The sequence below is a fragment of the Neptuniibacter halophilus genome (genome assembly GCF_030295765.1).
Taxonomy (GTDB): domain Bacteria; phylum Pseudomonadota; class Gammaproteobacteria; order Pseudomonadales; family Balneatricaceae; genus Neptuniibacter; species Neptuniibacter halophilus.
In genome coordinates this window covers 3,660,057-3,686,072 of the sequence record NZ_AP027292.1, presented here as the reverse complement: position 1 = coordinate 3,686,072, position 26,016 = coordinate 3,660,057, and the positions used below count along the sequence as shown (strand labels likewise).

23 protein-coding genes are annotated in these 26,016 nt (G+C 53.7%); 14 read left to right on the top strand and 9 right to left on the bottom strand.

The features are described from left to right. The first annotated feature begins 63 nt into the window (after positions 1–63). From QUD59_RS17320 to QUD59_RS17305, 4 genes are all read left to right on the top strand, one after another. Positions 64–849, top strand: a complete 786-nt coding sequence (locus tag QUD59_RS17320; protein WP_286238513.1) for a helix-turn-helix transcriptional regulator — start codon at positions 64–66, stop codon at positions 847–849. Positions 850–963: 114 nt separating this feature from the next. Continuing rightward, on the top strand, positions 964–2,598 hold the full coding sequence (locus QUD59_RS17315) for a methyl-accepting chemotaxis protein (RefSeq protein WP_286238512.1): 1,635 nt from the start codon (positions 964–966) through the stop codon (positions 2,596–2,598). A gap of 127 nt (positions 2,599–2,725) precedes the next feature. Continuing rightward, entirely contained in the window at positions 2,726–2,941 is a 216-nt protein-coding gene (locus QUD59_RS17310) for a dodecin (RefSeq protein WP_286238511.1), read from the top strand. A gap of 255 nt (positions 2,942–3,196) precedes the next feature. Beyond that, complete coding sequence (locus QUD59_RS17305; RefSeq protein WP_286238510.1) at positions 3,197–5,794, top strand: ABC transporter transmembrane domain-containing protein; 2,598 nt, start codon at positions 3,197–3,199, stop codon at positions 5,792–5,794. A gap of 3 nt (positions 5,795–5,797) precedes the next feature. Here QUD59_RS17305 and QUD59_RS17300 read toward each other — a convergent pair whose 3' ends face one another. Next, positions 5,798–6,121: a hypothetical protein gene (locus QUD59_RS17300; RefSeq protein WP_286238509.1), complete on the bottom strand. Its 324-nt coding sequence runs from the start codon at positions 6,119–6,121 to the stop codon at positions 5,798–5,800. 336 nt (positions 6,122–6,457) lie between these two features. Here QUD59_RS17300 and QUD59_RS17295 point away from each other — a divergent pair, with 336 nt between their 5' ends. Further along, a complete protein-coding gene (locus QUD59_RS17295; protein ID WP_286238507.1) occupies positions 6,458–7,699 on the top strand; it encodes a DEAD/DEAH box helicase in 1,242 nt (413 codons plus the stop codon). An 80-nt stretch (positions 7,700–7,779) separates the two neighbouring features. Here QUD59_RS17295 and QUD59_RS17290 read toward each other — a convergent pair whose 3' ends face one another. From QUD59_RS17290 to QUD59_RS17260, 6 genes are all read right to left on the bottom strand, one after another. Then, a complete protein-coding gene (locus QUD59_RS17290; RefSeq protein ID WP_286238506.1) occupies positions 7,780–7,974 on the bottom strand; it encodes a hypothetical protein in 195 nt (64 codons plus the stop codon). Between the two features lie 207 nt (positions 7,975–8,181). Then, positions 8,182–9,438, bottom strand: coding sequence for a bifunctional molybdopterin-guanine dinucleotide biosynthesis adaptor protein MobB/molybdopterin molybdotransferase MoeA (locus tag QUD59_RS17285; RefSeq protein WP_286238505.1), 1,257 nt, complete (start codon positions 9,436–9,438; stop codon positions 8,182–8,184). Positions 9,439–9,446: 8 nt separating this feature from the next. Next, positions 9,447–10,538 (bottom strand): molybdenum cofactor guanylyltransferase MobA, encoded by a 1,092-nt coding sequence (mobA, locus tag QUD59_RS19290; RefSeq protein WP_434025386.1) that lies wholly within the window; start codon positions 10,536–10,538, stop codon positions 9,447–9,449. Beyond that, on the bottom strand, positions 10,531–11,208 hold the full coding sequence (locus QUD59_RS17270; RefSeq protein WP_286238504.1) for an energy-coupling factor ABC transporter ATP-binding protein: 678 nt from the start codon (positions 11,206–11,208) through the stop codon (positions 10,531–10,533). The genes mobA and QUD59_RS17270 overlap by 8 nt, the downstream gene beginning before the upstream one ends. Positions 11,209–11,238: 30 nt before the next feature. After that, complete coding sequence (locus QUD59_RS17265; RefSeq protein WP_286238503.1) at positions 11,239–11,940, bottom strand: ABC transporter permease; 702 nt, start codon at positions 11,938–11,940, stop codon at positions 11,239–11,241. A 20-nt stretch (positions 11,941–11,960) separates the two neighbouring features. Continuing rightward, the gene (locus QUD59_RS17260) at positions 11,961–12,788 is read right to left on the bottom strand and encodes an ABC transporter substrate-binding protein (protein WP_286238501.1); all 828 of its coding nucleotides are present in this window, start codon (positions 12,786–12,788) and stop codon (positions 11,961–11,963) included. Positions 12,789–13,129: 341 nt separating this feature from the next. On the opposite strand from QUD59_RS17260, the gene QUD59_RS17255 reads away from it, so the two are divergent. Continuing rightward, positions 13,130–14,512, top strand: a complete 1,383-nt coding sequence (locus QUD59_RS17255; RefSeq protein ID WP_286238500.1) for a sigma-54-dependent transcriptional regulator — start codon at positions 13,130–13,132, stop codon at positions 14,510–14,512. Positions 14,513–14,522: 10 nt separating this feature from the next. After that, a complete protein-coding gene (locus QUD59_RS17250; RefSeq protein WP_286238499.1) occupies positions 14,523–16,631 on the top strand; it encodes a sensor histidine kinase in 2,109 nt (702 codons plus the stop codon). Here QUD59_RS17250 and QUD59_RS17245 read toward each other — a convergent pair. Next, a complete protein-coding gene (locus QUD59_RS17245) occupies positions 16,628–17,536 on the bottom strand; it encodes a substrate-binding domain-containing protein (RefSeq protein WP_286238498.1) in 909 nt (302 codons plus the stop codon). The two genes, QUD59_RS17250 and QUD59_RS17245, sit on opposite strands and share 4 nt — an antisense overlap. After that, entirely contained in the window at positions 17,533–18,438 is a 906-nt protein-coding gene (locus QUD59_RS17240; protein WP_434025385.1) for a formate dehydrogenase accessory sulfurtransferase FdhD, read from the bottom strand. The genes QUD59_RS17245 and QUD59_RS17240 overlap by 4 nt, the downstream gene beginning before the upstream one ends. 271 nt (positions 18,439–18,709) lie before the next feature. On the opposite strand from QUD59_RS17240, the gene QUD59_RS17235 reads away from it, so the two are divergent. The 7 genes from QUD59_RS17235 to fdh3B all read left to right on the top strand — a co-directional run bounded on the left by QUD59_RS17235 (position 18,710) and on the right by fdh3B (position 25,998). Then, entirely contained in the window at positions 18,710–19,153 is a 444-nt protein-coding gene (locus QUD59_RS17235; protein WP_286238496.1) for a DUF3305 domain-containing protein, read from the top strand. Beyond that, a complete protein-coding gene (locus tag QUD59_RS17230; RefSeq protein WP_286238494.1) occupies positions 19,143–19,658 on the top strand; it encodes a DUF3306 domain-containing protein in 516 nt (171 codons plus the stop codon). Before QUD59_RS17235 ends, QUD59_RS17230 begins: the two co-directional genes overlap by 11 nt. 263 nt (positions 19,659–19,921) lie before the next feature. Continuing rightward, complete coding sequence (locus QUD59_RS17225; protein WP_286238493.1) at positions 19,922–21,589, top strand: 4Fe-4S binding protein; 1,668 nt, start codon at positions 19,922–19,924, stop codon at positions 21,587–21,589. Between the two features lie 14 nt (positions 21,590–21,603). Continuing rightward, entirely contained in the window at positions 21,604–22,233 is a 630-nt protein-coding gene (locus QUD59_RS17220) for a TorD/DmsD family molecular chaperone (RefSeq protein WP_286238491.1), read from the top strand. 55 nt (positions 22,234–22,288) lie between these two features. Next, positions 22,289–22,492 (top strand): twin-arginine translocation signal domain-containing protein, encoded by a 204-nt coding sequence (locus QUD59_RS17215; protein ID WP_286238490.1) that lies wholly within the window; start codon positions 22,289–22,291, stop codon positions 22,490–22,492. Positions 22,493–22,513: 21 nt separating this feature from the next. Next, the gene (locus QUD59_RS17210; protein WP_286238489.1) at positions 22,514–25,378 is read left to right on the top strand and encodes a molybdopterin-dependent oxidoreductase; all 2,865 of its coding nucleotides are present in this window, start codon (positions 22,514–22,516) and stop codon (positions 25,376–25,378) included. 14 nt (positions 25,379–25,392) lie between these two features. Beyond that, entirely contained in the window at positions 25,393–25,998 is a 606-nt protein-coding gene (fdh3B, locus tag QUD59_RS17205; RefSeq protein WP_286238488.1) for a formate dehydrogenase FDH3 subunit beta, read from the top strand. The last annotated feature ends 18 nt before the right edge of the window (positions 25,999–26,016 follow it).

Below are 26,016 nucleotides of genomic sequence, written 5' to 3'. Positions count from 1 at the left end.
ATAATTAATGACCAGATTGCTGTATATATCTCAAATTTAATATGCAAATAGCGGTATCAGAAAATGAACAATAGTGAATGGCATAAACAGCTTGCTGAAGTAGTGTCGAGCCTGGGAGAAGAAGATTTCCCCGCAAAGATGACTGCAGCGTTGCGTCAGATCACCCCTTTCGAGTTTTGCGTGATCTTTGCCTATCGTCAGGACGACACGCCGCTGTGCCTGTATAACGACTTCCCGACGGAGCAGAAACGCAGAATGCACGTGGAGGACTATCAGGCCGGGCCTTATCTGCTGGACCCTTTCTATCTGGCGACAGTGAAACCGATTGAGCCCGGCCTGTATCGCTTTAAAGAGGTAGCGCCAGATCGCTTTTTTCAGGGCGAGTATTACAAGAACTACTATCAGGCCACCCGGTTGGCAGAAGAGATTGGTCTGTTTGTCAGCGTGGGTGATATCTCGATCGTTACCTCACTGATGCGCAACGATAAGCCTTTCAGTACACCCCAGATGAAGAAATTGCAGGAGGTCGCTCCCCTGTTTCAGGCAGCAGTGATTCATCACTGGCAGGAGATCCATCAGCATTTTCCGGGTTCAGAAGCCGTTACCGCCACAGCGAACAGCAGGATTCAGCAGCTACTGCAGGAGAAAAACTACAGCCTGACTCCGCGCGAGGTCGAAGTCGTTGAATACACCCTGAAGGGCTATTCAGCAGAAGCGGCTGCACAGGTCATGGAGATCTCTACCGGCACCGTGCGAATCCATAAACGCAATATCTACTCAAAACTGCGGATTAATTCTCAGGGAGAACTGTTTTCCATTTTCTTTAATGCATTCACTGAAAATCAGTGATCCGGCACGTTAAAGACGCTGTGGGTTACCCCTGAGGGAGCCGCACTCCAACTTGGCATTCGGCATATCTCTGTTAGATTTTAAGGAGGCCAAGCTTGAGTGAGGAGAATAAGAATGAAAATTAACCCCTGGCAGAGCATCCGCTTTAAACTGTCGATCACCATGGTGATGCTGACCCTGTCGATGCTGTTTGTAGCGGGTTCCGGCAATCTGCTAATCAGTAACCTACGAACCGGGGTAGATACGTTTGGCAGCAATTACCTGCCAGCGATTTCCGCTATCCTCAACGCTGACCGGGATCTGTATCAGGCGCGTGAAGCAGAATTAAGCTTTCTGCTGGGCAACACCAGTGATGATATCCGCAAGGATTATGAAGACAACGCCCAGCAGGCGCTGGACCGGATGAACAAATATAAAGAGCTGATGGCAGATCATCCGGATGTCCTCAGTCAGTTACAGCAGTTCGACAACACCTTTAAAGACTGGAAGAGCAAAGCCGATCGGGTATTTGAGCTTTACAGCAGCAACCAGCGGGATGCCGCCATGACTCAGAGTCAGGGCGAAGCGCTGGCGGCGTTCCAGCGGTTACGTAATTTATACGACCTTGCCGGTGAATTTCTTGATCAACAGGCCGCTACCGATCGTGATCAGTTGGCCGAAGAGATCGCCTCCTTCTCCCTGACCATTACTGTGTTTATTCTGGTCGTGCTGGTCGTGGCCGGTTTTCTCACCTATATCAGCCCTAAAATGCTGGTTAACAGCATCAATCAACTCACCGGACGGGTGCAGGAGATCAGTCAGGGGGATGGCGACCTGACTCTGCGCATCAACTCCAGTCGGAAAGATGAGCTGGGCGCCCTGGGTGAAGCGTTCGATCAGTTTATCGAAAACCTTGAACAACTGATCAGTGCCACCCGGCGGCAGGCGGAACAACTGAATGAGGATTCCAACCTTCTGGAGGCTTCGGCCAACAGCAGCACCGATATTGTCCACCAGCAGAGCCACTCCACAGAGATGATCGCCGCCGCCGTGAACCAGTTCAGCACAGCGATCCGTCAGGTCGCCGAAAATGCCCAGCAGGCCGCCGGCTTTTCCGATAATACGGTAGCGATCTCCCACGATGGACAACGGGTGATTAATGACTCCGTGAACAAGATCATGCAGTTATCTGACTCGGTGAATCAGGCGCAATCGGTGATTCAGGATCTGGAGGTTGAATCCGATAACATCTCCACGGTGCTGGATGTTATTCGCGGTATTGCCGATCAGACCAACTTACTTGCGCTGAACGCAGCCATAGAAGCGGCCCGGGCCGGAGATCATGGTCGCGGCTTTGCCGTGGTGTCCGATGAGGTGCGCAGTCTGGCCAGTAAAACCCAGGATTCAACCGAAGAGATTCAGAAGATGATCGAGAAGCTGCAATCCGGGGTTAAACAAGCGGTTAACTGCATACAGGAAGGTACGGTACAGGTGACCGGCTCGGTTGAACTGGTCAACAGCACTCAGGATCTGCTGAATAATATCGAGCAATCCGCTGTGCAGCTTAATGATATGGCGATTCAGATTGCCACCGCGACTGAGGAACAGAGCCAGGTGACTGACGAGATCAATCAGAACCTGAACTCACTGAATGATCAGAATCAGCATGTGCAGGAGGTTTCCAGAGACACCCTCTCCACGGTGAATGATTTCCGCACTACCGTAAACAGCCTGTCCGGTCAGTTGAACCGGTTTAAAGTCGGCGCCTGATTAGCTCTGTCTGATCCGGAAGGGGCTGATGACAACCCCTTTTTTTGTTGCCGGCTGTGGCGACTGGCCCTGCCGGCAATATTGACTAGGCTTAGACGTACCTGAAACCAGCACGGAGTGCCGCCTGATGTCTGATCATCATACCTATAAGAAAATCGAAGTTGTCGGATCATCCACCACCGGAATTGAGGATGCGATTGAGAATGCCATCGCTGAATGTAATAAAACCATCGCCAATATGGACTGGTTTGAAGTAGTGGAAACCCGCGGGCATCTGAATCAGGGTAAGGTGGCCCATTATCAGGTGACACTCAAAGTGGGCTTTCGCATTGAAGGAAGCTGAACTACCCACCTGATCTGAAATACCCTTCCTGAACAGCGTTGGCAGTCCGTGGCTGTCAGCGCCGCTTTCTTGCTTTATATATTAACTACAACCCGTTGATTGCAAAGTGGTAATGAAGCTTTTTCAAGTTGATGATATTACCGCTGAATAATAAGGTTGCTGCTGTGTATTTGAACTATGTTTAGAGATGCGCCTCCCATTCCTGGAGGGTTTGCATTTCGACCTTAAGTCGCTCCCGCCAAACAGGACACTGCCATGGAACCGCGGATCTTCAGGTATATACTGAAACACAGCTTGAAGGATCAGATACAGGTTGTTTTCATTACACTGCTCTCCTTCCCTGTCCTGTATGCCACACTCGAACTGCCCAAGCTGATCATCAACGATGCCCTGAACACGGATAAAAAAACCGTTCAGATTTTGGAAATGAATCTGACAACCGAACAGCTACTGCTCAGCTACTGTGCGATCTACCTGCTGCTGATTATCACCTCGGGGCTGTTCAAAATGCGGATTAACACCCTGAAAGGGATCATCGGCGAGCGTCTGGTGCGCCGCCTGCGGTATGAACTGACTGACCGCATCCTGCGGTTCCCGCCAAAACAGTTTCAGCGCGTCAGTCAGGGCGAGCTGATCTCAACCATTACCGCCGAAGCAGAGCCTCTGGGAGGCTACATTGGAGACAGCCTCGCCCTGCCCCTGCTGCAGGGCGGTACTATGCTCACCATCCTCATCTTTATGTTTATGCAGAGCCCGGTGCTGGGGATCGCGTCGATTATGCTGATACCGTTGCAACTACTGATTATTCCCCGGCTGCAAAGGCATATTAATAACTTGAAGAAAGAGCGCGTTAAAGTTGTGCGGCATTTCTCCGAGCGAATCGGCGAAGCCGTGGATGGTGCCGTCGATATCCGTCTTAACGGTACCGAACTCTATCATCAGGCCGAATTCTCCTCGATTCTCGGGCGGCTGTTTCTGATCCGGCTCGACATATTCAAGCGTAAGTTCTTTATGAAGTTCATCAATAACTTCATTAACAGCCTGACACCCATTATGTTTTATTCAATCGGCGGGATTCTGGCGATACGCGGTGAAGTCAGTGTCGGCGCGCTGGTCGCTGCCATTGCTGCGCATAAAGATCTGACCACGCCCTGGCGTGAACTACTCAATTTTTACCAGATCTATCAGGATGCAAAAATCCGCTATGCGCAGATTATCGATCGCTTTCATATTGACGAGCTGGGGCCTGAGATCAGTGACGAACTGATCAGTTTTGACCATAACCAGCGCCTTGATGGCGATATAACGTTCAACCGGGTCTGGCTCTCCAATGATGCTGGCGAGCGCTTTCTCTATCTGCCCGATTTACGCATCCGCAAAGGCGGCACTGTCTCTGTACAGGCGGTGACCAGCGCCCAGAACCGTGCCATCGCCTTCGCGCTTTGTCATCTCCAGCCTGCCTCATCCGGCCAGATCACCCTGTCCGGAACGGATATTAACCAGTTACCGCGTACACTGGTGCATGCCCGTATCGGCTATGCCGGGCCGGATCCGTTTCTGTTTAATGAGAATGTTGCACAAAATATAAACTACGGTTTACGTCTGGTGCCGCCTACCCCGGAAGAGAACGAAGCCCGCCTGCTGGAGCTCGAAGAATCACGCGCTTCCGGTAACAGCGAACACCCCTTTGCCGGGAGCTGGAGTGATCTTTCTGTAGTGGGTTATCAGTCCTGGCCGGAGATGCGGCCCTGGTTTGAGTCCTGTATCTACGCGCTGGGTTCAGGTAACACTCTCTATCATCTGGGCCTGCAGGAAAAGTTTAACCCCGCCACCATGCCGGAAGATTTCAGCCCGCAGTTTCTGGCCGTTCGCCGCCGGGTGCATGAAGAGCTGCTGCCTAAGACCGGTTATGAGCAGTTTTATGGCTTTCATCGACATCAGTTCTGCCCGGCACTGATGATGATTGAGAACCTGACTTTTGCGGTTGTCAGCGATGTGGAGCAGACCCTGCCTGTGCTTGCCGCGCATCCTAAAATGAGGGAGTTTCTTGCCGAAACCGAGTTGCTGAGTATCGCTCTGGAAGGTGGTCAGATGCTGGCCCGGGATATCTATCGTGAGCTGGTCGGACTGGATAGTTATGAAGCTCTGCCTGACAACCTGACCCGTTTTGATACACCCCGTATCCGTGAGGCCCTGATGTGCCATTACCGCCCCGGGATTGAACAGACTGAAGCAGAATGCGACGAGGCACTAGTACTGGAGCTGTTTCTGCGGAGCTGTTTTGCCAGCACCATTGCCACGCTGATTAATGAAGAACATCAGAAGCAGATCGTTAAAGCGCGGGGGCTGATTGCCGGTAGTTACTGGCAGGATCTGAGAGAGTTATTGCAGCCGCTGGATTATGAGCAGATCAATCCCAACCTTAATTTACTGCAGAACATCCTGTTTGGCGTACTGGTTGATGCGGAGTCAGAACGGCATAAATGGCTGCAGGAGCGGATCGAGCAGATCATGATTGAGGAGGAGGCACGCTCACTGGTGCTGATTGTCTTCAGCATGTCCGCTGTCGGTATCCGCGGTGCCCGCCTGCCGCTGGCGGCCCGGCAGCGGGTTCAACTGGCCCGTGGGCTGATTAAGAAACCCGACATTCTGATACTGCATGATGCTCTTTCAGCCATCGAAGAACCGGAACAGGAAGCGATTCTCAAAAACATTCGCCGCTTACTGCCGAACTGCACGCTGATCCATATGAGTACCCACCATCTGGACTGGCATGAATTCGATCAGCGCTTTCTGATCCGTAAGGATCGGATGGAAGAACTTCTGCCCGAGCTGGAAGAGACCGCGTCCTGAGGGTCAGCGGCCGAAATAGTGATCGATAAGTTCCGGCAGGTGATCAAAGATATCGAGTTCAAACTGCTCAAGATCTTTATCGAAGTGCTCAAAGTAGCGGGCTGCGAGCTCGCGGTTTAGGGCGCGGCCGTTGATGGCAAAATCCATCTCCGGCAGTTGTTTATTGTGCCGGGGCTCGACCTGCCATTTAATGAAATGAGGAGATGCCGCACGCAGCTCAGTGGCCGCCATCACGCAGAACTTATCCGCATGACTGATCCCTTCCGGGCCCAGACAACCGGGTTCAATACGGAAGATCACCGTGATCTTTTTTTCCTCAGGCAGCATTAAAGTCCCTTAATTCAGATGGTTATTACGTTCCTATGACAAGGATACTGTATTTTTCGGCTCGCGCTGATCAATACTTTAGTCGCTTTTTGGGCAAACCTGCGACTCATTCTTGTCGCCACTCTGGCTCAAGTGGTGATTCACGATCAGGGAAGCACTTTGCAATAATGTTGACCACATTGCAAAACGTAGTGACACCGGGCATGTCTCATCACTTGAGTCCCTCAGGTTATTCGGAACACGAACAGGATTTGTTCGCAGGTGCTGTTACACAAATATCGCCACAACGTATTTTGCTTTATAATCCGCGCTTTTGATCATTGCCTGAGGGGCACTATGAAATTTACAGCCTTGGACCTGAATCCTGCGATCCAGCAAGCACTGGATGACAGTGGTTACACTGACATGACGCCTATCCAGAAACAGGCCATAGTCCCCGCCCGCCGCGGCAAAGATCTGCTGGCCAATGCCCAGACCGGAACTGGCAAGACCGCCGCGTTTGCCCTGCCGATCCTGCAGAAACTGAGTGACTCCCCACGGGCACTGGCAGAGACCGAAGTCCGGGCATTGATCCTGACGCCGACTCGCGAGCTGGCACAACAGCTTGCGGAGACGATTGGCCGCTATAACCAGCATCTGGGGCTGCGCATTCTCTCAGTTTACGGTGGTACCACACTGGAAACTCAGAAGAAAAAGCTGCGTCAGGGTGCTGATATTCTGATTGCGACACCGGGCCGTCTGCTCGAACATATCGTGGCCTGCAATGTCAGCCTCGGTCATACCGAATTCGTGGTGCTCGACGAAGCGGATCGTATGCTGGATATGGGCTTTCTTTCAGACGTCAGCAAGGTTCTCGACAGTACACCTAAGTCACGTCAGACCATGCTGTTCTCAGCCACCCTGTCCGAAGCCGTACACAAGCTGTCGAATAAGATTCTGACCCGTCCGGAAAAAATCAAAGCTGCCCGGCAGAACTCAATCGCCGACACCATTGAGCACGTGGTCTATCCGGTTGAGGAGCAACGTAAAGCCGATCTGTTTGCCGAACTGCTCGAAGAGGAAAACTGGTTTCAGGTGCTGGTGTTTACCAGCACCAAGGCTCAGGCCAATGAGCTGATGCTGGATCTGAAATATGACGGTATCGAAGCCGTGATCTGCCATGGCGACAAGAGTCAGGGTGCCCGTCGCCGCGCAGTGGCCGATTTCAAGGCCGGTAAAATTCAGGTGCTGGTTGCCACCGAGGTGGCCGCCCGGGGTCTCGATATTCAGGGTCTTGAACACGTTGTGAACTACAATCTGCCCTATCTTGCCGAAGATTACGTGCACCGGGTCGGTCGCGCAGGACGTGCTGGCATGCAGGGTAAGGCGATCTCTTTTGTCAGCCGTGAAGAGGAACAGGCACTGACCAGTATCGAACGCCTGATCGGCACGCCGATCCGACGCATCTTCCGCCGCGGTTACGAAGTCGGTGATCGTGACGGCTTACGTAAGCGCATTCATAAGAAAGGGCCGAAACGGCATAAGAACAAAGCCACCCGTACCCAGATTATTGGTAAGAAAGCGGCGAAGAAAAAGTAGGCCTGTCTGGTACAGATAAATCTGACAACAAAAAAGAGCTAGCGGATCACCGGTAGCTCTTTTTTTATCCGATTCAGTGGTTAACCGTAATCGTAGTTTTCCTGGCTGCGGCGTTTGTTGGCGCGTTGTGCCGCATAGTTATCGCCTTCGGGTTTTCTGCGTTTGTTTTTTGTTTTTGTTTTATGACGGAGTGGCTGTTCACCGGGAATGTAGTCGTCATCATCGAAACTATCCTGACGGTAATCCAGATCACCCAATCGAAGTTTGCTGCTCATTGCCTTATCCTGATTTATTACATTACTTCCCGTTGCGGGGCATGTATGAAACTGTGAACCAGTCGTACAGGCAAAGCGCTAACAGACTTGATTCACGGGTTCGTAAATAAAACTCAATTTTTATGACAGAGTGGTTAATCCGTCATGACAATCAACAATATAGACTCCTGTTTGCGCCTGCGCCCTCCTCTGTTTGTGGCATAAACCCTAGAGCAGATCGGGGAAAGGCTGAATCAGTACCCGATCCCCGGCCTCAAGGGCCGCTTTATCATCACCAATCTCTATCAGGCAGTTCGCAGCGGTCATCGAGGTCAAAATACCTGACCCCTGGGAACCGGTGGTCCTTACCTGTAACTGCCCCTGTTCATCAATCCGGTATATCCCCCGGCTGTAGTCTGTGCGCCCGGCACGGGAGCGTATCGCCTCCTCGGCAACGGCACTGACCCGCACGGGCTGCCAATCCCCTGAGCCCATCATTTTACGCAGGGCGGGCTGCACAAACTGGCTGAAAGTAACCATAACGGCTACCGGATTACCCGGCAGGCCGAAGAACGGTGTGCGGTTCAGCAACTGGCCAAAGGCCAGGGGGCGTCCCGGACGCATGGCAATACGCCAGAAATTAATTTCACCCACCTGCTCCAGCGCACTCTTAATATAGTCCGCATTGCCCATAGATACACCACCTGAGGAGATGACTGCATCCGCCTGTCCGGCGGCTGCGCTCAGAGCTGTTTCCATGGCCGGTTGCGAATCTTCGATAATACCCAGATCGATCACTTCACATCCCAGACGCTGAAGCATACCCTGCAGGGTAAAACGGTTGGTGTCATAGATGCAGTTTTCTGTCAGGGGCTGACCCTGCGCTACCACCTCATCACCGGTGGAGAAGATCGCCACCCGCAACCGGCGATATACCGCCACTTCGGTATGGCCAAGGGAAGCGATCAGGCCCAGCTCCTGAGGACGCAATCGACTGCCCTGCGACAGCGCCAGACTACCCGCAGCAATGTCCTCACCAGCCTGACGTACATGCTGACCCGGCTGCACCGGGCCTGTGAAGCTCAGACTGTTGCCTTCGCGCTGACAGACCTCTTTGATCAGAATCGTGTCAGCGCCCTGAGGCAGGGGTGCACCGGTCATAATCTCGACGGCTTCACCGGCCTGTAATATTCCGTTGAACGCACTGCCTGCGTAAGCTGAGCCGACAATATGCAGTGGCTGTTGCGGATTCAAACCTGCAGCGCATACGGCATAGCCATCCATCGCGGAATTAGTCTGTTGTGGCACATTGATCGGAGAGATCAGGTCCTCTGCCAGTACCCGGTCAAGCGCTGCAGGCAGCGCCAGACGCTCTGTATCGGTAATGGCCATAACCTGCGACAGAATCCGCTGAATACTCTCGTCGACCGGCAGCATGCGCTGCGGGTTGGCTGCGGGGTCAAAACAACTTAGCACTTCGGACATGCAAACGCCTATTTTTTCAGATATGCCTTGATAAATTCGATTATCGCCGGGATGTCGTTAAGGTCCAGTGCTGGCAGGTCCCGGCTCAGCGGTACCGGCTCATCACTGGCTACGGCCATGATATTCGAATCTTCCGGGTGAATTAAAGGCCTGCCGAGTGCCGGACGGTGCAGCTCAATCTTAGGGATAGGCTCTTTCTTAAATCCTTCGATAAGGACCAGATCAAGCAGTGAGTGATCCAGCCGGCTGAGCATGTGGTTTAGTGAGGGGCGATCCCCCTGATCCTGCTCAACCATCAACGCCCAGCGTTTACCGGAACAGATCAGCATCTGTTCTGCGCCCGCTTTGCGAATTTCATAGCTGTCTTTGCCCGGATGATCGATATCAAATTGATGATGTGCATGTTTGATCACACCGACACGAATCCCCTCTGCTTTCAGGGCCGGAATCAGTTGCTTGAGCAGTGTGGTTTTACCGGTACCACTCCAGGCGGCAAAGCCGAGCAGTTTCGGCATCTGCTGCAGTTCAGCCAGATCATCCCGATGATTCACATTAATAAACGCTTCAGGCTGATCGGAATAATCAACTTCTGTCAGACGATGAATGCCGTACCAGCGGTCAATCTTGCGCTCACCCTCGGCCAGTGTTGCCTGCAGGCTGGGCAGCAGATCCCGGCGAATCAGCGCGACTACTGGCTGCAGGCGATTGCCGTCATGTGCTACGGCAATCTCGGCCTCATCGCGCTGCGCCTGATGCAGCATTCTTTCCGCCAGATCCCGTGGCAGATGCGGGCAGTCACAGGGTACAAACAGTACCCAGTCAGACTGGGCGTGATGTAATCCGGTTGCGATACCCATCAACGGGCCCTGAAAATCCCCTTCCAGATCGCTGACCACCGGCATACCCAGTGTGCCGTAGGCATCAAGGCTACGGTTGGCATTGATCATCAGCCGATCGACCTGGGGCTGGATAATATCGATCACATGCCGGATCAGCGGTTTACCGTTGAGTTCCATCCAGCCTTTGTCGATACCGCCCATACGACGGGCCATGCCTCCGGCCAGAATAACAGCGCTGATCTGCGCAGGTGAACTATGCATATAGCGGAGTCTCATTCAGTTGTTGCGATTCAGTCAGCTCGCCATCAGCCAGTAACAGGCTGCGCTGGCAGAGCCGGGTAACCGGGTTTGACTGGTGGCTCGAGACCATAATCGCGGTGCCATTATCCAGAAGATCCCCGACCAGAGCCGCCACATTATTAACCGAGTGACGGTCAAGGTTTGCGGTTGGCTCATCAAGAAACAGCAACCCCGGCTGCAGCACCCAGGCACGGGCCAGCGCCAGTCGCTGCTTTTCTCCGCCGGACAGACTGTGCGCGGCCTGATCACGAAGCTGTTTCAGCTCGGCCCAGTCCAGTGCCCGTTCTACCCAATGGCGGATCTCCCGCCCCGGGCAGCCCCGTAGCTTCAGGCCATAGGCCAGATTATCGGCCACTGTACCGGAAAAAATATAAGGTGTCTGGTGCAGATACACGACCTTGGGGTGTAAACGCCTGAGCCAGCGCTGGTTACTGTCAGGTGTTATAGCAACTTTACCACTGCAGGGCTTATCCAAACCCGCCAGAATTTTCATCAAAGTGGTCTTTCCGACACCATTATCACCGTTGAGGTGAACACTCTCCCCCTGGCGCAGGGTCAGTTGCTCAATCGCAAACAGTTGCCGCTGACCAAAACGCTTGGTCAGATTACGCGCACTCAGTTCCAGATTCATCACTTAACTCCAGTGCCCCACAGGACAGTTCTATACCAGATTTCCCTTACCCCGCACGGAGGCCAGGATAAAGTTTAAAAACAGGGCCAGCAGCAGCAATACCAGACCCAGAGCGATCCCCTGAGCGAACATACCTTTGCTAGTCTCCAGTGCGATAGCAGTGGGGATATTACGGGTGTAACTCATAATGTTTCCGCCCACCATCATTGAACAACCCACCTCTGAGATAACCCGGCCAAACGCCGCGACTATCGCAGCCAGCAGCGCAAAACGCGCCTCGCGCATCAGGGTTACCGCTGCCATGAGCCCGCTGGCGCCTAAGGTTCTGGCGGTTTCCCAGGCGCGCCGGTCAATCGCCTGAAATGCGGAATGGCTCATACATACCAGTAACGGAAACGCCAGCATCATCTGACCGATGACCATGGCTGGCTGGGTAAACAGCAGATGCAGCTCACCAAACGGCCCGCTACGGGACAAAAGAAGGTAGAGGGTCAGGCCGACGACTACCGTCGGCACAGCCATCAGTGCATTAAAAACAGCGATGACCGCCGTCCTGCCCCGGAATTCGCACAGGGCAAGGAAAAAGCCCACCAGAATAGCGGGCACAGTAGCCGCAGTAATCGCAATCAGCGAGACGCGGAAGGAGACACCAATGATGTCCCACAGATCCGCGTCCAGACTGAACAGCAACTGCAGTGCTACCAGTGTTGTTTCAAGCAGATTATCTTGCATTACTACAGCTACTGTTCCGCTCAGTTATTCGCTACTGCTGGCTGAGCAGAGCCATGGAACAGGGCTTTGCCTTTGATCCGGAAATCATTAATCATCTGCTGACCTTCAGCGGAAACGAACCAGTCAGAAAGCTGTTTGCCGCCATTAACGTTAAGGCCGTTATGGTTAGCCGGGTTTACCTGAATGATCTGGTAAGGGTTGAATAGGCGCTTATCGCCCTGAACCAGCAATTTAAGACGCAGACGGTCTTCATAGGCCAGCCATGTACCGCGGTCTGTCAGGGTGTAACCATTCAGCTCATCCGCGATCTGCAGCACTTTACCCATGCCCTGCCCGACTTCTTTATAGTTAGCAAACTCACTGCCCCGGGAGGTTGCAGCCCAGAGAGAACGCTCTTTTTTATGGGTGCCTGAGTCATCACCACGGGAGATGAAATTAGCATCGGCTTCAGCAATGGCAGCCAGCGCTTCTGATACATCTCCTTTGCCTGCGATGTTAGCAGGATCAGATTCCGGGCCGACTACAACGAAATCGTTATACATCACGCTTTTCGGGTTAACGCCGTACCCCTCAGTGACGAATTTTTTCTCTGCTTTGGGTGCGTGTGTCATCACCACATCAACATCACCTGCCTGACCCATGCGCAGCGCTTTACCCGTGCCCACCGCAATTACCTGTACCTTGGCATTGTGCTTTTTCTCAAACACAGGCAGCAGTTTATCCAGCAGCCCGGAGTTATAAGTGCTGGTGGTGGTTGCCAGGCGAATGATCTGCTCTTCCGCGGCATGGGTTACACTGCTGGTTGCCAGTACGGCTGTTGAGAGCGCTGCGGCGATCCACTTTTTCATGTTCAATTCCTTTTTCTGATGTTATGCACAGTGACAGCCCTGTCCGGTAGACTTGCCGGGCACCAGGCCGCTATGAAACGCTATATCAGCAATAAGAGTGCCAAACTGCCTTTTCTGCCCATTTATGGTGCAAACATTCTATAATCCCCTGCTTTTTTATGGGGCATAACCCGGCAGCAGAGAGATGACTGGGTCGCAATGAAACAATAGTCGTATCTCGCAATCCTCAATCGTGGGTCATAATGTCCTTGCGCAACCCGGAGCAGGACATTTTGTCTCAGCTGTACCGATTATTTTGCCCGGGCCTTCTTTACTGGTTATTTCTATAGATTAGGACGGATATGAATTCACCCGCAGGTGTCAGCAATATACCCGCAGCTTCAGTGCTTATCGTCGATGATGAACCCGGCATGCGAAGCTTTCTGCAAAAAGCGATGAGCAAACGCTTCGCTCTGGTGGAAACGGCAGAGAGTGTTGAAGAGGCAGAAGAGCTGCGTAAGCGCTGTCATTTCGATCTGCTGATTGTTGATATCAAGCTGCCGGGGCGTTCCGGGATGGAGTGGCATGAAGCACTGGAAGATTGCAATCGCCGCAGCGACCTGATCTTTATGACCGCCTATGCGGATCTGGAAACAGCCATACAGGCGCTGCGGGTGGGTGCCTCTGATTTTATCCTGAAACCGTTCCGCCTCGAGCAGATGATGAATGCAGTTGATCGCTGCCTTGAGAGACGCTCGATTGAACGCACTAACTTTGTGCTGCGCCGAGAAGTGGAAAACGCCTTCCCCACCACCGATATGATCGGCAGCAGCCCGGCTATACAGCAGGTGCTCGATGTTATCCATCGGGTTGCCAGTACGCCTTCTGCGGTGCTGATTGAGGGCGAAACCGGAACCGGCAAAGAGCTTGCAGCACGTATGCTGCATCAACTGAGCAACCGCAGTGGCCCTTTTGTGCCGGTTAACTGTGGCGCCATCTCCCCGGATCTGCTGGAAGCCGAACTGTTTGGCCATACGAAAGGGGCTTTTACCGGTGCCAACCGGTCCCGCGAGGGCCTGTTCAATTTTGCTGCCGGTGGCACGCTGTTCCTCGATGAAGTGGGTGAGATTCCGCTGCTGATGCAGGCTAAGTTGTTGCGCGCACTCGAACTAAAAGCAGTACGCCCGGTAGGCAGTGAACAGGAAGTGAGCGTGGATGTCCGCATTATCGCAGCGACCAACCGGAACCTTAAAGAGGAGGTTGCCGCCGGCCGCTTCCGCGAAGATCTCTACTATCGGCTCAATGTCCTCAGCATTACCCTGCCCCCCTTGCGGGATCGCAGAGAGGACCTGCCCGATCTGATTCATCATTTTTCAGTCAAACTCTCCCGTGAGCTGGGCCTCACCCCTATTCCCTTCAGCCATGATGATCTGAAGGCGATGCAGGCCTACAGTTGGGCCGGTAATATTCGCGAACTGAAAAACCTGATTGAACGCTGCATTCTGCTGGGCAAACTGCCAGCGGATTATTTCCGTGAACAGGATGATTCCGGGCCGAAAGCCTGTGGCAGTTTTGCCGGCTGGAGTCTGGAAGAGGTAGAGAAGCATCATATCCTCCTGACGCTGGAGCAACATCAGGGTAATAAATCCTCCTCTGCCCGGGAGCTGGGGGTTTCGCGTAAGACACTGGATCGGAAACTCGCCGCCTGGTCGCAGCAGGAACAAGCTGAGCCGCTTGAATCGTAAAGGACGGAAGATGCGTAACTCACTGCGCCATAAGCTGTTATTGCTGACGCTGTTGCCGCTGTTACTGACAGCCATGGGCTTTGCCCTGATGGCGGCCTACTGGACCACCAGTTATACCGACAGACAACTTTATATGAAGGTCAGTGCCGACCTGTCGGTGGCCAGTGGTACGCTGGACTTTATGCAGCAGGAGCAGGAAAGCATTCTTGTTCAGTTGAGTAACAGCTATGAGTTTCGTACCAATCTTAAGCAGAATAACCAGATTGCCCTGCAATCCCAGTTGCATGAGGTAAAGCTCAGTCGCAATTTTGATTTCCTGCGCTTCATCCCTGCGAATGAGTTGCAGCATCTGGAAGAACCCTCGCTGACAAAGCTCACCGAACGCCTGCTGCAACAGGAGAATCTGCACGGTATTACCGTGCTTCCTGCAACTGAACTGAATCAGATACAGATGGGGCTTGGCGATCGAGGCCGCATCCACCTGATTGATACACCCCATGCCATCCCGACTAAACGGCAGGTCGAGGAGCGCTCCATGGTGCTGCGTGCACTGGTACCGGTCAGCAACGATTTTGATGAGCTCATCGGGGTTCTGGACTCCGGCATGATTCTCAACAACACCACCAGTGCGGTCGACAGAATCCGTGATCTGGTATACGGCGACGGCACCCTGCCCGAAGACGGTATCGGGACGGTGACCCTGTTCCTGGATGACGTTCGCATCAGTACGAATGTGCCGCAGAATCTGGAAAGCGGACACGCGGGTGGTCAGCTTTCGCTGAAGGAGCGTGCCATTGGTACCCGTGTTTCCGCCGAAGTGCGCAAAGAAGTGCTGATTAAAGGTGAAACCTGGATCGATCGCGCCTTCGTGGTCAACGACTGGTATATCTCTGCTTACAAGCCGCTGCTCGATTTTAATAATAAAAAAGCCGGAATGATCTATGCAGGTTTTACTGAGGCCCCCTTCACTAAGATCTACTATAAGACGCTGATTGAATCGGGGACGTTTATCGCCCTGATTATGCTGGTATCTGCGGTACTGATCTATAAGCACACCAACCTGCTGCTGCGTCCGCTGCACAAAATTCACTCCGTTGTGACATCGGTGCGCAACGGTGAAAACCACCCGCGCATTGGCCGTCTCGACAGTGCTGATGAGCTGGTAGAACTGGCAGAACAGTTCGATATTATGCTGGACCTTCTGGAGCAGCGAGAGCTTGAAATCCGACAGGCTAACGATCAGCTCGAAGCTCAGGTTGAACAGCGTACCCTGTCACTCAGGCGCCGCACAGACGCCTTGAAAGAACATATTAGATTATTAAAAAACACACGTAAGCAGTTGTTAGACAAAGAAAAACTGGCCGTGCTTGGTGAGCTCACCGCAGGCATTGCGCATGAGATAAATAATCCTGCTGCGGTTATTCTCGGTAACATGGATCTGCTCGTTGCTGAACTTGGTGAGGCCGTGGCCCCCGCGCAGGCTGAGGTTGATATGGTGATTCAGCAGGTCTACCGCATCCGCTCGCTGATCAATAACCTGCTGCAGTACAGTCGTCCCGGCCACTATGTCGATAGCTATGAGTCCCTTCAGGTGGAGCGGATCATTAATGACACCCTGCTGCTGGTCTCTCATGCACTGGAAAAGCAACAGGTTGAGGTCGTCAAATCGTTCACGGCCGATTGCCCGGTTGAGGTCAATGTGCAACAGGTCCAGCAGGTGCTGGTTAACCTGATTCTTAATGCCAGCCACGCACTGGAAGGCCCCGGCAGGGTTTACCTCAGCACCCGTAACTGGACTGAAGGTGAAACGACGATCGGCGCTGTTATTGAAGTGCGCGACCATGGCAAGGGAATCAGCCCTGAGCATATGAAAAAGATCTTTGACCCCTTCTTCACCACCAAGAAAAGTGGCACCGGGCTGGGGCTTTCTGTCAGCTACGGCATTATCCGCCGCCACGGCGGAGATATTCAGGTCAGCTCTGAACCCGGTCAGGGTAGCTGCTTCAGTGTATTCCTGCGATCCGAAGCCGAGGCAACGACCCGTGACGGAAGTCTGGGCGGCATTCTTGATGGTCTGGCGCAGGCAGAGCGCACCAATCGCCGGGCGGTGAGTAGCTAGCCCGGATCAGCACTCCATATCAGACGGCCGCAGTTACTTAGGTCATACCCCTGCAGTTGCTGGGCCAGACTCAACCCTTCACTGCTCTGGAAAAACTCAAACAACTGCTGCAGTAAACGCCGGAAATACACATTGCGCGGCACAACCAGATCAAAGCTCTCATCGCAGACCGGGATAAAGCCGAGACCAAACTCTCTGGCTGCACTTAAGGTGCCCGGGCCGATATCAGCCTCCCCCTTGGCAATCAGCGACGCAACTTCCCGCTCAGAAAACGCTGTGCTGCCAACGGTGAGCCGATCCAGCGGGAACGCCTGCGACGCCAGCCATTCGTTCAGGAAGCGCTGTGATCCGGCACCTTCCTGCCGGACAACCCAGCGGGTGCTGTAATCCAGCGCCTGATCCGGGTCATTCAGTCGTGGCAGATCCATATTGCGAACAATCAGCCCCTGACTCCGCCGGAACAGGTGTACCAGAATCCACTGTCGCGACTGACTGAATTGCTGCAATAATGCCGGATGGCGCACTTCACTCTCCTCCGCCCGGCCCCAGTGAATCGCACAGGCATCCGCATGCCCCTGTGCCAGCAGCTCAAGGCCGAGTTTAGTACCGGTGACTGTGTAGCTGAACAGTGCCTGTGTGCGCAACTGCTGAGTGAGGCGATTAGCCGCCGCCTGCAATAAGGGATCGTCACTGCCGGCAAGCAGTAAACGGTCTGCCATCATGCCGTTATGGCAGCTCTCCAGTAACCAGCGATCCACCAGTGATTTCGGAAACAGCCATTTACCGGTGAGCTTGGTTGCCGGAATCTCGCCTTCGGCTGCCATGGCATAGACTTTCTTTTCATTCAGATGAAGGTACTCAGCCAACTGGCGTACATTCATAAATGCCTGAGGCATCTCGCTCATCGCTTATTCCCTCCACTGGATTTAAGCTTTGGCTCTGGTCGGGCATCCAGCAACAAGCGGTCAGCACCGCTGAATTGCAGGAAATGCCTGCCTTTAGCGCGGGCCAGCATGGTAATCCCCAGCTCTCTGGCAAGCGCCAGCCCCATCTGAGTTACTCCGGAGCGCGACAGCAGGACAGGAATCCCCATCTGGGCGACCTTAATAACCATCTCCGATGTTAACCGCCCGGTGGTATAAAACACTTTGTTCTCGGCACTGATACCCTCCAGCCACATTCTTCCTGCCAGCGTATCAACCGCGTTATGCCGGCCCACATCTTCAACAAAGGCAACCACCTGATCTCCTTCACAGATGGCGCAACCATGCACGGCGCCGGCATTTTTATAGGTCTCATTGTGACGGTTCAGATTCTCCAGCAACGCATAGATCGTACTCTGGCGTATGCTCACCTCCGGCAGCCGCACTTCGGCCAGTTTGTCCATCAGGTTGCCAAACATCGTTCCCTGACCGCAGCCACTGGTTACCGTGCGTTGCTGCAGTTTTTCCTCGAGTCCTTCAGGTTCACGATGGGTGACCACTGCGGCTGCTTCGACCTCCCAGTCCACCTGAATGGCCCTCACCTCAGACAGGCAGCGAACAAAGTCCTGATTACGCAAATAGCCCAGTACCAGCGCTTCAGGATCGCCACCTAAAGTCATCAGGGTGACGATCTCCCGTTTATTCAGGTAGATGGTAAGTGGCCTTTCGCAGGCGATCTGGACCTGTCGCTCCTCTCCCTGCTCATCCGTGACACTGACAGAGTAAGTCAGATCGGTTGCGGCGGCGCTGAGAATCAGATCAGTGGTGTTGCTGTTCATGTGGACCTCGAAACGGTTTAGGGTCGAACCTGTTATCTCAGTCACAGCAAAAACCGTTCCGGTTTGCTGCCGGTGCCCATTCAACACCTGAGCGGATACGGCTTTCACCTGATTTATCCCGAAACAGGATCAGGCTGCTCATTTTCTGGTGGGTCAAAATGTCCCATATCGCATTTCTACTGATTCCTTTTGCCCTAACCGGTATCCGAAAACAGTGCTTATTCCCTGCTACTACGTGCTTTCCCATGTATGGCCCGGCCTTTGCAGAAGCCAGCGTTAACCTCTATCCAACGATTCACACGGCGGAGATAAATAGATGAACCAAGCGAGAACGTCTGAGTGCTGGCCACTTCAGGTAGCCCTGTCGGCAGAGACCGTTGAGGTTGCCGGCTGGGAGAGTAAGCGATGGAAGATAAGCGAGCTGCTGCCGGTACAGGATCAGACTGCAGGATATACCCCGCTGCAGCTCGAACTGCATCGGGATGAACGATCAGCCTATCGATTTAATCTGGATTCAGTTCGCCCTCACCTGTTTGTACTTTGCAGCGAAGACGAAGCAGAAGAACAACTGACACCCGTGCATATCACTGCCAGTCAGGATGATGCCGCTTCCTTTATGGATGGAGAGCACCAGTTACTGGAAACCCCGATGCCTGAAGCGATTCAGTGCTGGATCGACACCTATCTTGGCATCCATGGTGAGCTGATCGAGTCAGGCAAGAAAAAGAAAAAAGGAAAAGGACGCAGCAGTGAGCGATAAGCCTTCATTCTTTAACCGCTGGTCTCAACGCAAAGCCGAGAGCCGAAACGACCCGATACCGGATGAGGCCCTCTCAGCCGAAGATATTCCGCAAGCCCCGGAAGAAGAAGGGGTACCCGCTGCTGAGACTGAGCCCGAGCTGACCGATGCGGATATGCCCGCCCTTGAAACACTGGATTCTGAATCGGACTTCGCCCAGTTCTTTTCACCCGGGGTCAGCCAGGAGCTTCGCAATCTGGCCCTGCGCAAACTGTTTCTTCTGCCTGAGTTTAATCTGCGTGACGGTCTCAACGACTATGACGATGACTTCAGCAAAATGCCGGAACTGACTCAGGCGGTAATCGATAAGTTACGTAGCTGGGTCAATGAGGAAGTCGAAGAAGCAGAGCAGCAGGTTAAAAAGGAATTAATGCAAGAGAGTGATGAGGAGGTTGCAGAAAGCGCAGCCGCTACCACCAGCCCCGAAGAGGAGGATGATCTGGGCGATGCAGATCTTGAAGGTTAAGCGCTAAATCAACAGCTTAGCTTCGGTATCGAAATGACACAGCAGGCAAACCGCTGACGAGACAGAATGACTCAGTCAGCATCGAAGCCATACAAAACGGCAGATCTACCTCCCTTTACAGGTAGTTTGATCCCGCACTTTATGGTTCCAGGTTTGCTTTATATAAAAACTAATAACGATCGGCTCCTGAGCAGAGCAGGTCGGGGCTGCAGGAGTTTGAGGCGACGTCAGAGCGCCGCTGCTGCAGTAAGGTGAGGTAGAGAATGACAAATGAGCACAGCCTGAATGCCCGGGCGCGTCAGCAGGCACTTGAGAAAGTGATGCTGCCACACAACCTGGCACCGGCCACAGTTACCTACAGTACATACGGACATCTTCTGATTTGCGGAGCAGAGGATCAGATCCGTCTGGCAGCCGCCCGTATTCGAGGCATGGCCAGTATTACCCTGCTCGTAACCGAGAAGATCAGCACCCGGGATGAAAGCCAGCTTGAAGCCGCACTGGCCGCAGTGCCGGACCTGCGTCTGTATCGCGCGGCAATCAGCAGCAGTAAAGGGTTTCTTGGTCAGTTTCAGATCAGCGTAGAACATCAGGGGCAGCAGGAAAATCTGGCTAAGATTGCCCAGAACCGGGTTCATTTTGATCTGATTCTGAATCTTGCTGAAGAGAGCCTGTTTGCTGCTGAACTGGCGCCTGCCGGTTACTTTAATGCCCGACCTGACAGTGCAGAACTCCAGGCACTGATCTCTGCACTGCCGGATTACATCGGCGAGTTCGAGAAGCCACGCTATTTCCAGATCAATAACGACATCTGTGCTCACAGCAGCCGTGGCCAGACCGGCTGCAGCCGCTGTCTGGATGTGTGTCCTGCTGACGCAATCCGTTCGATCGATCAGTTGATCAGCATCGAACCGCACCTGTGTCATGGTGCAGGTGGGTGCGCAACCGCCTGCCCTACCGGTGCAATCAGTTACGCCCTGCCGCAACCGGTCAGAATGCACGATTACCTGCAGCGTCTGATTGATGCTTACCTGCAGGCCGGCGGTGCAGAGCCTGTGATTCTGTTCCACGATCATGAACAGGGTCTGGAACAACTCAACACGGTCCGAACGGAACTGGCAGATAATGTCATTCCGGTACAGCTTGAAGAACTTGCGGCTGCAGGTCAGGAAACCTGGCTCTGTTGCCTCGCTGCCGGCGCGACCCGTGTCCTCCTGCTGGATACACCGGCGCTGCCTGAATCGATGCGCGCATTACTGCAAAGAGAACTAAAAGTCACCGGAATTATGTTGCAGGGGCTGGGCTATTCAGCTCAGCAGGTGAGCCTGCTATCAAGCACGGAATTGCTGCAACAACCCGCTCTGCAAAACATTCCGTTAATGCCGCAGGGACGTATTGAGGAAACTAACAAACGTGCGGCACTGTTTGCCGCTCTGGATCAGTTAATCGACCAGAATGGTATCGCTGATCAGGATTTCATTCCCCTGCCGGCGGGCTCTCCTTTTGGTCAGGTCAACGTAGATCATGCTAAATGCACCTTGTGCCTGTCCTGTGTAGCTGTCTGCCCCACCCAGGCCCTGACCGCTGGTGGAGAAAAGCCGGCCCTTAATTTTACCGAGCAGAGCTGTGTGCAGTGCGGCATGTGTGAATCCAGTTGCCCGGAACAGGCGATCAACCTGACCCCACGTCTCTCGCTGTTGCCTGAACGCAGTCAGTCTGTAGAGATTCACGCCGAAGAAGCGTTTGAGTGTATCCGTTGCAGCAAACCTTTTGCACCACGCAGCACCGTTGAAAAGATGCTCAGCAAACTCAGTGGCCACCGCATGTTTCAGGGTGATGCCATTAATCGACTGAAAATGTGTGAAGACTGCCGGGTCGGCGATATTTATACCGACCTTGCGGCTAACCCCGAAAAACAACTGGAACTCTGATGGAGCCTGGACAGATGAATATGATCACCGCTGCCCCTGCTCTGCAGGAAACCGACGAACTACGCGCAGATATTTATGCCCTGCTGGCAAGCCTCCTGCGTCAGGCGCCCGCTGAAGAGATGCTTCAATGGCTCGAATCGCTGGCCCCTGATCAGGATGAAGATACCCCCATGGCCCGTGCCTGGAGCACGCTGGCACTGAGCGCACGCTACAGCAACCCGGCTCAGAATGAAGATGAGTATCAGAACCTGTTTATTGGGGTCGGGCGCGGCGAATTAATGCCCTTTGCCTGCTGGTACCTGACCGGATCCCTGATGGAGAAACCACTGGTACTGCTGCGTGAAGACCTGAAACTGCTTGGCTTTGAACGCCAGGACAATGTTAAAGAGCCGGAAGATCACATCGCCGCACTGTGTGAGGTAATGAGCATGCTGATCAGCACTGGCCGTAGCTATGAAACCCAGCATCAGTTCTGGCAGGCCCACCTGCAGAGCTGGGCGAAACGATTTTTTACGGATTTGCAGAATGCCAAGGGAGCCGTGTTCTACACCGCTGTAGGCCTGCTTGGCGAGGCGTTTCTGCAACAGGAGGATAACTGGTACCTGCAGCTATCCCCTGCCGCACGTGAGGGCGGACAACAATAACAACAGGGCAGTAATCCAGACTGTGTGAGCAGTCGAGTTGATGCGGAGAAAAACAATGAGCCAGGAAAAAAAGCCTGATACAGGTCGCCGCGGCTTTCTGAAAAAACTGGGCATGGCAGGTACCGCTGCCGGTGCTGTGGCTGTAGCAGGCACAGTGCAGGCAAAAGTCACCACCGCCGAATCCGGTGAAAAACAGGAAGGTTCCGGTTACAAAGAAACCGAACATGTACGTAGTTTCTACGAAACGTTACGTAACTGACAGCCGCAGTGAGGTAAGGACATGAAACTAACCAAGAAATCCGATCAGCCTGCGGCGCCGTCACAAGCAGCCGGCCTGGGGCTGAGTCGCCGACGTTTCCTGAAGAACTCCGGGGTCGCCGCGGGTGGTGTTGCAACTGCCGGCATGATGGCACCGGGCATGATGCAGCAGGCTGAAGCCGCGACTGTATCCAGCAGCGCACCGACCGACGTCAAACGTACTATCTGCTCTCACTGCTCTGTCGGCTGCGGCGTGTATGCCGAAGTACAGAACGGTGTCTGGACCGGTCAGGAACCCGCTTTTGATCACCCGTTTAATGCCGGTTCACACTGTGCCAAAGGTGCAGCGTTGCGTGAACATGGTCATGGCGACCGTCGCCTGAAATACCCGATGAAACTGGTTGATGGCAAATGGAAAAAACTTTCCTGGGAAGAAGCGATCAACGAAGTTGGCGATAAAATGCTTCAGGTACGCCAGGAATCCGGCCCTGATTCTGTTTACTGGCTGGGATCTGCGAAATTCAGCAACGAACAGGCGTACCTGTTCCGTAAATATGCGGCCATGTGGGGTACCAACAATGTTGACCACCAGGCGCGTATCTGTCACTCCACCACGGTAGCCGGGGTTGCAAACACCTGGGGTTACGGTGCGATGACCAACTCCTTTAACGATATCCACTTTGCCAAATCGATCATTTTGATCGGTTCCAACCCGGCAGAAGCACACCCGGTATCGTTGCAGCACATTTTCCGCGCCAAAGAGCGTAATAAAGCGCACATTATCTGCGTTGATCCTCGCTTTACCCGTACTGCGGCCCACTCCAACGAGTATATCCGCATCCGCCCGGGTTCTGACGTAGCGTTTATCTGGGGTCTGCTGTGGCATATCTTCGAAAACGGCTGGGAAGATAAAGAGTTTATCCGCCAGCGCGTTTATGGCATGGATGAGGTGCGCGAAGAAGTTAAGAAATGGACACCGGCTGAGGTTGAAGACGTTACCGGGGTTAAAGAATCTCAGATGCGTCGTGCCGCCAAAGAGCTGGCTGAGAACCGTCCGGGTACTGTTATCTGGTGTATGGGGGGTACCCAGCACACCACCGGTAACAATAATACCCGTGCATACTGCATCCTGATGCTGGCGCTGGGTAACATGGGTGTCTCCGGGGGTGGTACCAACATCTTCCGTGGTCACGATAACGTACAGGGCGCAACCGATCTGGGTGTACTCTCGCATACCCTGCCCGGCTACTATGGCCTTTCCGATGGTGCCTGGAAGCACTGGTCTAAAGTCTGGGATGTCGACTTCGACTGGATCCAGAGCCGCTTTGACCAGAATGTGTACCGTAAGCTGAAGCCGATCAACAACAAAGGTATCCCGGTTTCACGCTGGATCGACGGTATTCTGGAAGACAAGAAACTGATGGATCAGCAGGATAACCTGCGGGTCATGGTCTGCTGGGGACATGCAGTAAACTCCCAGACCCGAGGGCCAGAGATGAAACAGGCGATCGAGAAGCTCGATACGCTGGTGATTATCGACCCTTACCCGACTCATGCGGCAGTTATGTCTGACCGCAAAGACGGTGTTTACCTGCTGCCGGCCTGTACTCAGTTCGAGACCTACGGTTCCGTTACGGCGTCTAACCGCTCTATTCAGTGGCGTGATCAGGTTATTGAGCCACTGTTCGAGTCGAAGCCCGACCACGAGATCATGTATCTGCTGTCGAAAAAACTCGGCTTCGATAAGCAACTGTTCAAAAATATTGCAATCAAGAACGAGCAGCCGGTGGTTGAAGATATCACCCGCGAGTTCAACAAAGGCATGTGGACCATTGGTTACACCGGCCAGAGCCCTGAGCGCCTCAAGTTGCACCAGAAAAACTGGCACACCTTTAACTACGACACCCTTGAGGGTGAAGGCGGCCCAGCCAGCGGTGAATACTACGGTATGCCTTGGCCTTGCTGGGGTACAGCCGAACAGGGTCACCCGGGTACGCCTATTCTCTACGATACCAGCAAAACCGTTGCTGAAGGTGGCCTCACCTTCCGCGCCCGGTTTGGTGTAGAGCGCGATGGCGTCAGCCTGCTGGCCGACGGTTCCTTCTCGAAAGGCTCCGATATCCGTGATGGCTATCCCGAGTTCAGCGATAAGCTGCTGAAGAAACTGGGATGGTGGGATGACCTGACCGCTGAAGAGAAACAACTGGCTGAAGGCAAAAACTGGAAAACCGACCTCTCCGGCGGTATCCAGCGCGTTGCCATTGCTCACGGATGTGCGCCGTTCGGTAACGCTAAAGCCCGTGCCGTGGTCTGGACCTTCCCGGATCAGGTGCCGCTGCACCGTGAACCTTTGTACACGCCACGCCGTGATCTGGTGAGCAAGTACCCGACCTGGAACGATTCCGAGTCCATGTACCGTCTGCCGACCATGTACAAGTCGATTCAGGACAAAGATCTCTCCCAGGAGTATCCGATCATTCTGACTTCCGGCCGACTGGTGGAATACGAGGGTGGCGGTGAAGAGACCCGTTCTAATCCATGGCTGGCCGAACTTCAGCAGGAGATGTTTGTTGAGGTTAACCCGGTGGATGCGAACAACCTCGGCTTTAAAGATGGCGAGGATGTCTGGGTCGAAGGTGCTGAAGGCGGCAAGGTGCTGGTTAAGGCACTGGTCACCCGTCGTGTCGATGAAGGCGTGGTGTTTATGCCATTCCACTTCGGCGGTAAGTACCAGGGTAAAGATCTGACCGATAAGTACCCGGAAGGTGCAGCACCTTACGTGGTGGGTGAAGCGGCGAATACCGCGACCACCTATGGTTATGACCCAGTCACTCAGATGCAGGAAACTAAGGTCACCCTGTGTCGCATTCAGAAAGCAACGGCTTAAGGAGGTAACAGACCATGGCTAGAATGAAATTTCTCTGTGACTCCAAGCGCTGTATTGAGTGCAATGGCTGCGTCACAGCCTGTAAAAACGAAAACGAAGTAGAATGGGGTGTAAACCGCCGCCGTGTTGTAACCATCAACGATGGCGAACCGGGTGAAACCTCTATTTCGGTCGCCTGTATGCACTGCTCCGATGCGCCGTGCATGGCGGTCTGCCCGACCGACTGCTTCTATCAGACTGACGATGGCATCGTCCTGCATAACAAGGATCTCTGTATCGGTTGCGGTTACTGCCTGTACGCCTGCCCGTTTGGCGCACCGCAGTTCCCGAGCGATGCAGCCTTCGGTGAGCGCGGCAAGATGGACAAATGTACCTTCTGCGCCGGCGGCCCTGAAGAGGACAACAGCCCTGCTGAGAAAGCGAAATACGGTGCCAACCGTATCGCTGAAGGCAAGCTGCCGATGTGTGCTGAGATGTGCGCTACCAAAGCCCTGCTGGCGGGTGACGCTGATCAGGTTTCTGACATCTTCCGTGAGCGTGTGATCTATCGTGGTCACAAGGATGGCGCATGGTCGATGAACGAAGAAGACCTGGCCTACGATGCCTCAGCAAAAGTCTGATAACCAACCTATGCCGGA